Genomic DNA, 12,340 nt, shown 5'->3' with positions numbered 1-12,340 from the left:
CCTCGACCACGTCCTGATCCTGGGCGAGAACCACGCCAGGAAGGTCCTGACTGACTACCAGGACCACTACAACGCACACCGGCCGCACCAATCCCGGCAACACCTACCGCCCAGCGCGACCGAGCAGCCCGCAATCGTGCACGACCTCGACGACCGAAGCCTGCTCCGCACCAGGGTCCTCGGCGGCGTCATCAACGAGTATCAATACGCCGCGTGACCTGCAGCGACGACTTTTCGAGCCCCACAACGCCGCCGGGGTCGGTCGCGGTGAACGTGCAGGCCAGAGGCTCAGGCGTTTGAGCATGCGGACGGTCTTGAAAACCGTCGTGGCAGCGATGTCACCGTGGGTTCAAATCCCACACCCACCGCAGGTGAACGGCCCCCGACCAGGTGAATCGGCCGGGGCCGTTCATCTGCGCGCTGTCCGTCGGTATCCGTGGTTCCCCGTCAGTTCCCGGCCGAACGGGCACGGCAAGGGCACGAGTACCACCTGGACAGCAGCGGGAGTCCTTAAGATGGCAGACGGGGCGGAGCTGTAGCGCAGAGGTCGTCGCGCGCGGTCTCCAAAATCGCGAGGACGCCGGTTCGAATCCGGCCGGTTCTGCCCTCTCGCCGTATCCGGCTGGCTCTACAGCGCTTCGTCTCGGGCCAGGATCAGGCTGACCGAGCCCTCTTCGAGATTGATGCCGCCCTCAAGATGCTCGTGGTACCCGTCCCTGAGTTCGGGATCTGCGAGCCCCATGAGTCGCTCAGCCAAGTCGCGCAATCCTGCGGCATTCGCCGCAACGGTGATCTCGGTCGCTGAGCCGTACACCTTGATCCTGGGTTCATCCATGCGGTCACGCTACAGCGGGCCTTCACCACCCATCCCAACCCACCACTCACCCCAGCTTCCATCTCGGAGTCTGAGCGCCCCCACCGGAGGCATGTCTTGAGCCGCGGGCTTTGGTCTCGACTCATGCCCTCGGGCCTACACAGCGGGCGCGCGTCGGCGGCGGCAGTGCCGAGCGGGCCGAAGGCAGGAGCGCGGGCGCAGCCAGAGCCGGGAAGCGCGCCCGGCGGAGCGGAGCGCAGCCGGGCGCCTTGATGGAGTAGAGAAACTCTTACCGCGCTCGCACAGTGACGGCTTTCAAGACCGGTCGTCTTGCGTAGACAGAACCTAGCCTGAGCAGGTCATTCGCTGCTTGGCGTGCTCAATTGGGTGGGAACCTGGCCGCAGGTTGGCCGCGCCCCGGAATTCTGAGCCCCCGTTGTCCTATTGCCAAGGGCGAATCGGGGAGAGTCAGACTGAACGTTGGGCTAGCTGTTGCTGGCAAGCAGGTTCTTGACGCCTTGCACTAGCCGCAGCAGTGGAGTTCGTCGGCGACGGCGAACATGCCGACCGCGACAAGGCCACCGTTGGGCGGGAACCGCGCTCGTCGTCGGCCTGTTCGACTGAGCTAACCGGGATCGGGTTCGTCGTGGATGGTCAATGCTCCGGCGAGGTCGAGGTCGGTGACAGTGCCGTGTGCCCCGGCCCGGACGAGCAGCACTGCGCCGAGCGCGGTGCTCCAGAACGTCCTGACCTCCACGTTGAGCGGTCGACGGGCCCTCCAGCCGCGACCGTCGATGAGCTGGCTCACGAAGCGCTCGGATTGCCGGAATAGCAACTGGAGGTGCCGGTCGACCACGGGGGCGAGTTCGGGCTTGGAGATCCCGGCGGCGAGTGCTCGCGCGACTGACGGGAGCGAGGGCATGGCCAGTACGGCGCGGGCGACGTTGCGCCTAAATGTCGCCGCATCGGGGGCTTGGCGACCGATGCGCTCAATCCGTCGGGCGTCGTGCAGCAAGCCGAGAAAGGCGGCGTGCACGAGCAGCGAGTCCTTGGAGCCGAAGTAGTAGGTGACCTGATTGGGGAAGACGCCTGCCGCGTTCGCGATCTCCGCGACGCTCACCTCAGCGCCGGGCCGCTCCTTGCAGAGCCGTGCAGTTGCCTCAATCAGCCGGAGCCTCGTCGCGCGACCGCGGTCACGCGACCGAGCCGACGTTGATCGAGCTTCGGTTCGCTTCTTCTCCACACCCAAATTGTATGTGATACAACAAGACTCTGTTCGCTTGTATCGCATACAAGAAAGGCTGATGGGCATGCACCGGACTGAAGTCGTCGTGACCGGACTCGGCGCGATCACACCACTCGGTGGAGACGTGGAGTCCACCTGGAAAGCCCTGCTTGCCGGCAAGTCGGGCATCCGCGGCGGCGTCCTGCGCGGCCACGAGGATGCTGGCCTTCCCGACACCGTCGCAGGGACGATGGCGATCGACCCCGCCGAGTCGCTGCTGCCGGTGCAGGCCAGGCGGCTCGACCGCTCGCAGCAGGCAGCCTTCACCGCGGCGGCCGAAGCCTGGGCCGATGCTGGTGCCCCGCGGGTGGACCCGGACCGGCTTGCATCAGCGATCGGCACGGGCATCGGGGGCGTACGGACGCTGCTGAAGGAAGACGACGTACTGGAGGCGGCCGGGACGCGGCGCGTCTCGCCACGCACGGTACCGATGCTCATGCCCAATGCGGCGGCGGCGCTGATCAGTATCGAATACGGCGCACGGGCCGGGGTCTACACGCCTGTCTCGGCGTGCTCTTCCGGTGCCGAGGCGATCGCCCTGGGGGCCAGGCTCATCCGTGCCGGCGAGGCGGACGTGGTCATCGCGGGCGGGACCGAGGCCGCGATCACCCCGATCACCGTCGCCGGCTTCGTCCAGGCACAAGCACTGTCGCGGTACACCGCCGAACCCGCTTCAGCGTCCCGGCCGTTCGCCGCGGACCGCAGCGGATTCGTCCTCAGTGAAGGCGCCGCTGTCGTGGTGCTCGAAAGCGCTGAGCATGCCAGCGGCCGGCGCGCGCGCGTCCACGCGGTGCTCGCGGGAGCTGGCATCGCCGCCGACGCTCACCACATCACGGCACCCGCTCCCGACGGCTCCGGTCAGGTCTCCGCTATGCGGAAGGCCCTTGCGCAAGCTGGTTTGGCTCCCGAGCAGATCAGCCACATCAACGCCCACGCCACCGGAACTCCGGTCGGCGACGTCGCCGAGGCACACGCGATCGGGGAGGTCTTCGGCCGCGCCACCGTGACAGCCCCCAAGGCGGCACTCGGTCATCTCTTTGGCGCGGCTGGTGCAATCGAGGCGCTCATCGCCGTCCTCAGTGTGGAGCACGGCGTCATCCCGCCGACCCGCAACCTCACCGCGGCCGGCATCGGGCCCGACATCGATCTCGATGTCGTCGCAGAGCGACGAGACGTCCCCCAAGAGGCCGTGCTCAGCAATTCCTTCGGCTTCGGCGGACAGAACGTCTCACTCATCGTCACCGGCGCACGGCACCACGCGTCCCGTACGGTCTCGACGACACCATGACCCACGCGAACGCACCATTGTCCATGGAGGGTCGCCGCCGATTGATCGAACGTTGCAAGACTCGTCCGATCGCGCATGCTGCCGCAGAGATGGGGATTTCCCGAGCAACGGCGTCGAAGTGGGTGAACCGGCACCGGCGACACGGCGAACTTGGGTTGGTTGATCGAAGCTCGGCGCCGCACCATCAGCCGAGTGCGACACCAGCCGACGTGGTCACACGCATTGAGGAGATGCGGCGTGCCCACAAGTGGTCGGCCACTCGCATCGCCCACGAGCTCGCCATCAACGGGATTGTGATCTCGCGCCGCACGGTCACCCGCCACCTGGCCGCCCTCGGTCTGAACCGGCGGAAGTTCATCGACCCCAACGGCAAGACCAACCGAGAGCTGCGGACGATCACTGCTCGACGGCCCGGCCACATGGTGCACGTGGACGTGAAGAAGGCCGGCCGGATCCCCGACGGTGGTGGCTGGCGTATCCACGGTCGCGGAAGTCAACAAGCAAAGGCAGTCGAGCGCCGCAAGGGCAAGAGCGAGCGCGGCGGCTACGTGTACCTCCATTCCGCCATCGACGGGTTCTCCAGGCTCGCCTACACCGAAGAGCTGCCTAACGAGAAGGCGGCCACTGCCGTCGCGTTCCTCCACCGGGCGCGAGTCTGGTTCGCTGCCTACGGCATCACCCACATCGAGCGAGTCGTGACCGACAACGGTGCCTGCTACCGCGCTGACGCATTCGCTCGGGCCCTGCTCGGGTCACGCCACGAGCGGATCACCCCGTACACGCCTCGACACAACGGGAAGGTGGAGAGATACAACCGCATCCTTGCCGAGGAGTTCCTCTACGCCCGCGCCTGGGCATCCGAAAACCAGCGTAGAGAAGCGCCTGGTTTGTCCTCGCGCCGGCAGCCATTCGTCTCCGCGGTGGACGTGGCGGAGATGCCCTCCGGCGGGCCTACGTTGCCACTTTCGGCTGGGGCGACTACGTCACCCCCTGACAGGGTTAAACGACAAACTTACGCCGACCCGCCCCAGGGCCCGTGCGCAACCACGTACGACGAGCAGGGCCGGTACCGGCTGCGCGAAGACCGTGCGCGGGGACCGGCCCCGACGCACCGTCACGACGCCACACTGCAGCTCCCGGTACGACTTCCCACCCGTGCGGGTGACGCCCGCCGGGCAGCAACGATTCTTCGCCGATCAGGGCCGGAGCATGAGGGGCATGATTCGTCCTCTGCGCGGTACCACCACCTTCTTCGCGGCCGCTGCGGCGGTCGCCGGTCTCGCGGTCACCGCCGCTCCCGCCACGGCCGCCACCTCCTACAGCCCCGTCGGCCGGGCCCCGGCCGCCCGCGACCTTCCGGAGTCGCCTGACGCCGCGAAGGCCCGCGAGCTGCTTGCGGGCCTCGGCGTGGCCGACGAAGCGGTCGGCGTCATCTGCGGCACCGATGGCAGATCGGGGCTCACTGTGGGGACGGCCCACGCCAGGGACTGCGCCACAGCACTCAAGGTCGCGAGCGCCTACACGCGGAGCTGGAACAGCGGCGGCGAAGGGGCCACGACCGTCCACGCCGCAGGATCCGTCTGGAGCTGTCGGGAACAGCCGGGTCCGTTGAATCCGTATCAGGAGTGCGTCGAGACAGGCGGCACCGGTCGGTGGGTCACCCTGACGTCCTGATCAAGATGCCCGTCGACGCTACGGGCCTGCTGGTCGCAGCGCTCGCCGATCCTCCAGACCTGCTTCGGAGGTGTGCTCGTGATGTACGTCCGCATGCTCGTGGCGGCGGCCCGGCACTGGGATGATCCTGGTGCTTCCCGCCGGCATCCGACGCCCCGGACCCGGCGTGCACTCGCGCACTCACCCCTGGCGGTCCAGCCTCTCGCCTCATCACGGTGATGCCGGAGATGGCCCAGCGCTGTTCCGGGGCGGCAATCACCGCGGGTGCGGTTGCCTCATCGTGGGCGGTGATGTCCAGGACAGCCAGGGGCATGTCCTGGGGCGTCGTGGCGGCGGGCAGTGAGGCTGTGGACTTCTCAACGGCGTCCAGCCGGCGTTCGAGCAGATTGCAGCGGTCTTCGGCTGCGGCACGCTGTGCCCGTGCCTCGCGGAGTTCCGACCCAAGCCGTTCCACTTCGAGTTGCAGTGCGTTGCGTTCTTGCAGGAGGCCGGAGACGTCGGGGTGGGCTGCCGCGAGCTCGGCGGCCCGCTTCCGCTCGGCACTGCGGTCGGCCTCCAGCTGACTGAGGCGTACTTCCAGGTCGGCGATGCGATGCGTGCGGTCCGGCAAAGCGTCGCCCAGGACGTCGCCGCGGATGCCCGATCGCCGGGAGATCCGGTCGGCGTCGGCCAGCTGCTGCTCCAGGATTTCCACCGCGTGTTTGGGGGAGGACCCGGCGTCGACAGCTGCCCCGTACAGGCCGCGCACGAACTCGATGGCCTCGGCGGTGACTGCGGTTCCGCGGTGCTCGGCGAGTCGCCTCTGCACACGTCCAGAAGATCACCTTGGAGAACCAGCGGCTGCGGCAGAGACTCGAAGCCGCCGCAGGCCTCACCCGCCTCACCGATCGCATCCCCAGCTGCCGAGCACTCCAATAGTTCAGGATTCTCTGAATCCAGGAATCTCTGTATTGTCGAAGGGTGCTGACCATCGCCCCGGAGGTCGAGGTGCTCGCGCGCTTCGGCCGTGCCCTCGCCGATCCCATCCGCTGCCAGCTGCTGCTGGCCCTGCGGGACGCTCCCGCCTATCCGTCCGACCTCGCCGACAAGATCGGCGTCTCCCGGACCCGGCTCTCGAACCACCTGGCCTGCCTGCGTGACTGCGGCCTGGTCGTCGCCGTCCCCGACGGCCGCCGCACCCGTTACGAGCTCGCCGACCCCCGGCTCGGTCACGCGCTCGATGACCTTCGCACCGCGGTCGTCGCCGTCGAGACGGACCGAACCTGCGTTGACGCCGATACGAAGGGCTGCTGCTGAGATGACCGCGATCTCCCTCGGACCGTCCCCGGCCCGCCGCGACCTCCTGACGAAGCGAATACGGCTGCTGGTCGCCGCGACGATCACTTACAACGTGATCGAGGCGATCGTCGCCATCACCGCCGGCACCCTGGCCTCCTCCACCGCGCTGATCGGCTTCGGACTCGACTCCGTCATCGAGGTCTCCTCCGCCGCAGCGGTCGCCTGGCAGTTCTCCGCGAGTGACCACGAAGTCCGCGAAGCCCGCGAGAGGCGCACCCTGCGCATCATCGCCGTCTCCTTCTTCGCCCTCGCCGCCTACGTCACCGTCGATGCCATCCGGGCCCTGATGGGCACCGGTGAAGCCGAGCACTCCACCCCCGGCATCGTCATCGCCGCCCTGTCATTGGCAGTCATGCCGTTCCTGTCGGCCGCCCAGCGCAAGGCCGGACGCGAACTCGGCTCCGCCACCGCCGTCGCCGACTCCAAGCAGACCCTGCTCTGCACCTACCTCTCCGCCGTACTCCTAGTCGGACTCGTCGCCAACAGCCTGCTCGGCTGGTCCTGGGCCGACCCGATCGCCGCCCTCGTCATCGCTGCCGTCGCCGTCAAGGAAGGCCGCGAAGCCTGGCGCGGAGATGCCTGCTGCGGCCCCATCCCCACCGCCGGCACGAAGGCCGCCGCGGAGACCGACGCCTGCGGCTGCAAGCCCGGCTGCACCTGCTGCAACTGACCCGCCCGGAGACCTTGATGCCCCGCCCCATGCCCGCCGGAGTCCGCACCACCTACACCGCGGAAATGACCGCCGCCCGCACCACTTCGGATCCTGTCGGCCGATGGAACCACTTGGAACGGGCCCACATCCTGTCCCAGCCCTGGCCCTGGCCCCACACCCGTAACCACATCGCCATGCTCGGCCTCGCCTTACGGCAGCACGACCGGCGCGAAGCCCTCGGCCAGGTCATCCGAATCATCGTCGCCGCCCCCGGATCCGCCCTCGGCCGCTACCCCGAAGGCAACACCGGCAGAGCCAACGTCCCCCTCACGCAGCCCATGCCGCTGCCCGATGACCTCGCCGCCATCCTCGCCACCTGAACCTGCGGGCAGCGGTCAACGGTCAGTCTCAAACTGCAGCCACAACCTTGACCACGCTCACTGCCGGCTGCCGTCAGACCGCGGGCAAGGGGGTCTTGTGCACTGAGGTGACCCCTGTGGTGTGGACACACCTGACAATGGATCTTGTTGATCCTGGAAGGTGTAGATCTACGTGGAACGGCCCTCGAAGTACAGTGCGGAGTTCCGGTCCGACGCGATCGCGTTGCAGGCGGACGTTCAAGGACGTTGCGGCTGATCTGAACGTCAACCCCGAGACGCTGCGGACCTGGGTGCGTGATGCCGACGGTCGTCCAGTCGCCGCGGGCGCGTCGAGGGCGGGGGTGAGGAGGAGCGAGAGCTGGCCCAGCCGTCCGAAGACCCCCATCGCCGACAGGTCCAGGTCCGGCCGTTCCTTGTGCCGCTGGTCGAGGATCTGGTCGACCGCATCTCTGGGGTTCCGGCGCGCCTCATCCGTCGAACGGGTTAAAAGCAAGGGTTAAATTGAATCTTCCGTAAGGGTTAAAGCGTGCTAGTGTTCAGGGTGGAGGCAGACAGATATGGCATCTGAGGAAGAGCTGTTCGCGAACATCGACGCCCTGCTGGCAGAGGAGCCGCAGCTCCCGCCCCCGGCGGAGCGCGCCCGGCTCCGTGAAGCCGCCGGCATCACGCAGGCCCGTCTCGCTCAGGCCCTGAAGTCGACGACCCAGACGGTGAAGAACTGGGAGAACGGCCGGAGCGAGCCGAAGCCGCCGCGCCTGGAGGCGTACCAGCGGCTGCTGAAGGGGTGGGCCGCGAAGTACCCCGCCCACGGAGTTCTTGCCGCCCCGGCCCCGATGGCCGCGCCGCAGCCGGAGGTACCGGAGGCGTTCACCGGCCCGGCCGCGCCCGACGCCACCGAGACGGAGACCGCCGCACCGGTTCAGGCCCCGGCCGTCCAGACCGCTCCCGGGCGTCCGGCGACGCCGCGCCGCCCGGCGGCGAAGGAGGCGGCGAAGCCCGCGACCGACCCGCGGTTCCCGCACGGCCCGCTCGCCGTGCTGGACGGTGACGGCTCCGCGTACGGCATCGACGGCATCGTGCTGGACTGCCCGGCCACCACCGTGCCGGAGCTGGTGGAGTGGACCCTCAAGGAGTCCGGCCTCGGCGCCGCGAAGCTCAACCGGTACGGCAAGGACAGCGACCCGCTGATCGTGCTCACTGCCGCGGCCGCCGTGAAGCTCGGACTGCCCGAGCGCCTGGAGGGCCACGAGCAGCGCCGCTCCCTGCGCCTCCCGGAGGACCACCCGGTGGTCAAGCAGGTGGCGAAGGCGAAGTGGCAGCTCACGCAGCGCGGGTTCGGCCCGTGGGCCCGGATCTACCGCAAGGCGCAGGGCCGCGAGCGGCAGTGCGTGCAGCTCGCGATCCTGTCGTGGGACGCCCTCGATGAGCGGTCCTGGCCCGGCGTCAGCGACATGGAGCCGGCCGACACCGCCCGGGTCCTCGGGGTGTACGCCCAGCGGGTCATCACCCCGCGCGGCTCCACCGCCGTCTCCGGCCTGGAGCTGATGACGGCTCTGCGCCCGCCCACGAAGGCCGTGCAGGACCCGGAGACCGGGAACTGGGTGTCCGGCTACAACGCGGGCTCGCTGGGGACGGAGCCGATGGACCCGGCGCCGCCGGAGGCCACCCCGGAACACCCCGTGGTCGTGAACTCCGGCTGGACCGGCGGGTTCCTCAATGAGGAGGCGTACCAGTGGGTGCGGTCGGTGGAGACGCTCACCGATGAGGAGTGCACGCTGCCCTTCGCGGTCGGCCTGGACCTCAACACCGCGTTCCTCGCCGCCGCCGCGCGGCTCGCGGTGGGCCTGTCCGCCCCCGATCACTTCCACGGCCCGAAGTTCAACCCGAAGATCCCCGGGAGCTGGCTGGTCGACCTGTCCCGCATCGAGCTGGACCCGCGCCTGCCCTCGCCGTTCACGCCGGAAGGCACCCGCCCGACCGGTCCGGCCTGGTACCAGACGCACACCGTCGCCTACGCCCAGGAGCTCGGGTACGACGTGCACCCGATCGAGGCGTACCTGCGCCGCCAGACCGGCGCGTACCTGGACCCATGGCACGACCGGCTCAAGAACGCCTATGTCGACACCCTCGCCGACCTCGGCGTCACCCGGGACCTGGACGATCGCCAGTTCCTCGCCGCGATGGAGCGGCACAAGCAGGCCGACCCGGCCCTGGCCGCCGTGCTGACCGCGATCAAGGCGACGGTGAAGGGCGGCGTCGGCAAGCTCCGCGAGCGCCCGCAGGGACGGCACTACAAGGAGGGCGAGACTTGGCCGGCCCTTCAGCGGCCGACCTGGCGCCCGGACATCCGCGCCGCCGTCATCAGCAAGGCCCGGGTCAACATGCACCGCAAGCTGCGCAACATGGCGGCGATGACCGGCCTGTACCCGCTCGCGGTGCTGTCCGACTGCGTCGTCTACCCCTCGCTGGGGGAGAGCCCGCTGGACTTCCTGCCGTACGCCGCGTCCGGCAAGCCGCAGCCTGGCGGGTTCCGCCTCGGGCCCACGCCCGGCCTGGCGAAGCTGGAGGGCGTCCAGTCGATGCTGTGGGCGGTCGACCTGATGGAGAAGGGCCTCAACCCGGCCCGCCACATCAAGGGCGGCGACGCCGTCCTGGACGAAGGGGAGTAACCAGTGGGGGAGATCGAGGACGCGATCGAGCGGGCCGACCGGGAGGCGTTCACCCGGGAGCCGCCAAAGACCCTCCAGGGCCGCATCAACTTCCTGATGAAGCAGCTGAAGACGACACGCGCCGTGGCTGCCGAGCTGGGCGTGACCCAGAGGTCGGTGGAGCGCTACCGCAAGGGCGAGCGGAAGCACCCACCCAAGGACATCGCCGCGAAGGTCGAAGCGGCGGTACGGCAGCGCTGGCAGCCGCAGGTCCGCAAGCGCCGCCGCCGGCAGGCCGCCGCCACCGGCGGTATCACGGTGGAGACCAGGGCCAGGTTCGGCTACACCGCACCGATCGGCACGACCGACGACGGAAGGTTCCGCCGCCTCACCGTCCACCTCCCCCCGGCGTACGCGCAACGCCTGTTCGACGCCCGCGACACAGGTGCTAGCGACCAGCAGATGCGCGACATCATCGCCGAAGGATTTAAAGACGTGTATTTCCAGGACGGCGGGGGACGCGCTACGGGGCTCTCGGACGTCGCTATCAACGACATCGACTACATGGATTTCGACTTCTGAAAAGATGATCGTGACCGCTGAATTAATCGACTGTGGTCGGGTAGCCGGATCACGTTGCCGTGACCCGGCCCCCTCAGACGTGCACCTTTCAGTGCATCCGGCTCAAGCAAGCCCCGAGGGCTTCGCAGGTCAGCAGGGTTATGTGGTCCGTTTGCCGTCGCCAGCGTGATGCCGGCGACGGCAAACGGAGGGCACGAGGCGAAGGTTGTCCCGCTCATCCGTGCCGGCGTCTCGCCGGTAGGTGAAGTGATGCTTGTGGAGCATCTTCTTCGAGGCCGCGAACCAGTTGATCCACTCGCGTGGACTGTCCGGTTCGTATTCGGCTCCGACGATCAGCGCCTGCTTGTATAGAGGACAGAGCCCCTGCTGCCTTGTATAGAGGACAGAGCCCCTGCTGCCGGACCGCCAGGAGAAGACTCGTCTTGTCCATCGGCGGCGGTTTCTTCCGGCGGCGGTTCCGCCAGTACTCGGTCAGGTCAGGGTCGTCCGGAGACGCCCCGCCCTTGACGAGCTGGTGGCGGACGATGCCATGGCTCGTGCTCAGCCGCTCGTGCGGGTCGTTCGCTCCTAGCCGTCGTCACTGGTGGTCCCGTTCAGGCCCGGGCGCCGGTTCCCCTCAGAGCGGCGCACCACCTCGCCTGCGGCGAGCGTCGTGGTCGCCACGGCACGGACCCAGCGGGGCCCGCCACGCTCCGCCCACACCACACATACGCACCCGCCGACAGTAAGCGCCAAGACGCCGAGCAGTACCAGAACGATCATGTTCCCCACCTCTGCGTTCATTCGTTCGGTCCTGCTGATCGTCTCAGGTCGGGAAGGGCGTTCCTGCGAGATTGAACCCCTACGGGATCGTCAGCCTCACCTGACGTGGATTTCCTGACAGGCCGCGCGAAACGCATGGCCAGCGACCCGGCCCGCCACCTCCGCGCTCAGCCCTGCCAACTCAAGCACTCACTCGCCAGGTGAAGCGCTCAGTCACACCGACTGCTGAGACGAAGCACGCTGGTTGTCACATAGGCAGGCTTGTTGTCACCGGCGGGGCCGCGGTTGTGGTCGCGACAATTGGTTCTGACCGCGCCTCCGTGATGGCTACAGCCGATGCACAGCCTGCTGTACCTCATCCGGCCGGTCATTCGACAAGCGCGGCCGCACCCACGATGTCTCATCACGCGGTCCGAAGGGGTCAGGGAACTTCCGCATCTGGCGAGACGGAGGCTCGGCTGCCGACCGGCGGCTGGCTGCGGCTCGGGTACGGCCGGGGCGGTGTCCTGCGGCTGCGGCTGGGGTGGTGTGGGCGGGGGAGTTTCCTGGACCGGGGGAGGGGCCGGTGCGGTCGCGGGTGCTCCGAGCGGTGTCCAGCCGGTTCCGGTGCCGGTCCATTGCAGGACCGCGGTTCCGTCCGGGGCGAGGCCGTAGAGGTGGGTGTTGCTGACCGCGAACCCGGCGCCGGGCTCACCAGCTTTGGTCCAGGAGTCGGGCTGCCCGTCGTACTTGCTGAGCGTCCCAGTGTTGGGATCGGTCGCGAAGAGTCCGGCGCCGCCCGCGTACAGGTCCTGGGCGGGTCCGCCGACCTTTGCCCACTCCGTTCCGTGGCCGGCCCATTCGTAGACGGCGGACCGGTCCGGGGCGAGGCCGTAGAGGCGGTCGTTGGTGACGGCGAAATCCGCACCGGGCTCACC

Annotated in this window: 12 protein-coding genes, 2 tRNA genes and 2 pseudogenes; 11 read left to right on the top strand and 5 right to left on the bottom strand. The window is 68.5% G+C overall.

Annotated features, from left to right (window positions below; genetic code table 11):
• From IEZ15_RS42225 to IEZ15_RS42215, 3 genes are all read left to right on the top strand, one after another.
• The coding region (locus IEZ15_RS42225; RefSeq protein ID WP_189282249.1) for an integrase core domain-containing protein at positions 1-217 on the top strand (217 nt) is incomplete at its 5' end.
• Between the two features lie 47 nt (positions 218-264).
• Positions 265-370 (top strand) — tRNA-Ser (locus tag IEZ15_RS42220).
• A 159-nt stretch (positions 371-529) separates the two neighbouring features.
• A tRNA-Trp gene (locus tag IEZ15_RS42215) sits at positions 530-604 on the top strand.
• Positions 605-628: 24 nt separating this feature from the next.
• Here the strand turns inward: IEZ15_RS42215 and IEZ15_RS42210 are convergent.
• Positions 629-835 (bottom strand): Imm32 family immunity protein, encoded by a 207-nt coding sequence (locus IEZ15_RS42210; protein WP_093895140.1) that lies wholly within the window; start codon positions 833-835, stop codon positions 629-631.
• Positions 836-1,439: 604 nt separating this feature from the next.
• Positions 1,440-2,105: a TetR/AcrR family transcriptional regulator C-terminal domain-containing protein gene (locus IEZ15_RS42205; protein WP_268250512.1), complete on the bottom strand. Its 666-nt coding sequence runs from the start codon at positions 2,103-2,105 to the stop codon at positions 1,440-1,442.
• Positions 2,106-2,124: 19 nt separating this feature from the next.
• Between IEZ15_RS42205 and IEZ15_RS42200 the strand changes: the two genes are divergently transcribed.
• The 3 genes and pseudogenes from IEZ15_RS42200 (at position 2,125) to IEZ15_RS42190 (ending at position 5,061) form a co-directional block, all read left to right on the top strand.
• A complete protein-coding gene (locus tag IEZ15_RS42200) occupies positions 2,125-3,387 on the top strand; it encodes a beta-ketoacyl-[acyl-carrier-protein] synthase family protein (protein WP_189282247.1) in 1,263 nt (420 codons plus the stop codon).
• Positions 3,384-4,268, top strand: a pseudogene (locus IEZ15_RS42195) (IS481 family transposase); the annotation flags it as partial. The gene IEZ15_RS42200 and the pseudogene IEZ15_RS42195, both read left to right, overlap by 4 nt.
• Positions 4,269-4,605: 337 nt before the next feature.
• On the top strand, positions 4,606-5,061 hold the full coding sequence (locus tag IEZ15_RS42190; RefSeq protein WP_189282251.1) for a hypothetical protein: 456 nt from the start codon (positions 4,606-4,608) through the stop codon (positions 5,059-5,061).
• Here IEZ15_RS42190 and IEZ15_RS46645 read toward each other — a convergent pair.
• Positions 5,045-5,869, bottom strand: a complete 825-nt coding sequence (locus IEZ15_RS46645; protein ID WP_268250511.1) for a DUF6207 family protein — start codon at positions 5,867-5,869, stop codon at positions 5,045-5,047. The genes IEZ15_RS42190 and IEZ15_RS46645 overlap by 17 nt on opposite strands.
• Positions 5,870-6,021: 152 nt before the next feature.
• On the opposite strand from IEZ15_RS46645, the gene IEZ15_RS42180 reads away from it, so the two are divergent.
• The 5 genes from IEZ15_RS42180 (at position 6,022) to tpg (ending at position 10,661) form a co-directional block, all read left to right on the top strand.
• Positions 6,022-6,357 carry an ArsR/SmtB family transcription factor gene (locus IEZ15_RS42180; RefSeq protein WP_114242408.1) on the top strand — a complete coding sequence of 112 codons (336 nt, stop codon included), beginning with the start codon at positions 6,022-6,024 and terminating at the stop codon, positions 6,355-6,357.
• 1 nt (position 6,358) lies between these two features.
• Positions 6,359-7,069, top strand: a complete 711-nt coding sequence (locus tag IEZ15_RS42175; protein WP_189282246.1) for a cation efflux transmembrane domain-containing protein — start codon at positions 6,359-6,361, stop codon at positions 7,067-7,069.
• A 17-nt stretch (positions 7,070-7,086) separates the two neighbouring features.
• On the top strand, positions 7,087-7,431 hold the full coding sequence (locus IEZ15_RS42170) for a DUF3703 domain-containing protein (protein ID WP_229846540.1): 345 nt from the start codon (positions 7,087-7,089) through the stop codon (positions 7,429-7,431).
• Between the two features lie 557 nt (positions 7,432-7,988).
• Entirely contained in the window at positions 7,989-10,100 is a 2,112-nt protein-coding gene (gene tap, locus IEZ15_RS42165) for a telomere-associated protein Tap (protein ID WP_189282245.1), read from the top strand.
• 3 nt (positions 10,101-10,103) lie between these two features.
• A complete protein-coding gene (tpg, locus tag IEZ15_RS42160; protein ID WP_189282244.1) occupies positions 10,104-10,661 on the top strand; it encodes a telomere-protecting terminal protein Tpg in 558 nt (185 codons plus the stop codon).
• A 567-nt stretch (positions 10,662-11,228) separates the two neighbouring features.
• On the opposite strand, the gene IEZ15_RS42155 is transcribed toward tpg, so the two are convergent.
• A complete protein-coding gene (locus IEZ15_RS42155; RefSeq protein ID WP_189282243.1) occupies positions 11,229-11,423 on the bottom strand; it encodes a hypothetical protein in 195 nt (64 codons plus the stop codon).
• Positions 11,424-11,632: 209 nt separating this feature from the next.
• Positions 11,633-12,340 (bottom strand): annotated as a pseudogene (locus tag IEZ15_RS46090) (hypothetical protein); the annotation flags it as partial.

Origin of the sequence: Streptomyces atratus (assembly GCF_014648655.1) — a bacterium.
GTDB lineage: Bacteria > Actinomycetota > Actinomycetes > Streptomycetales > Streptomycetaceae > Streptomyces > Streptomyces atratus.
The sequence above is the reverse complement of the archived record's forward strand: the minus strand, read 5'-3'. Positions and strand labels throughout refer to the sequence as shown.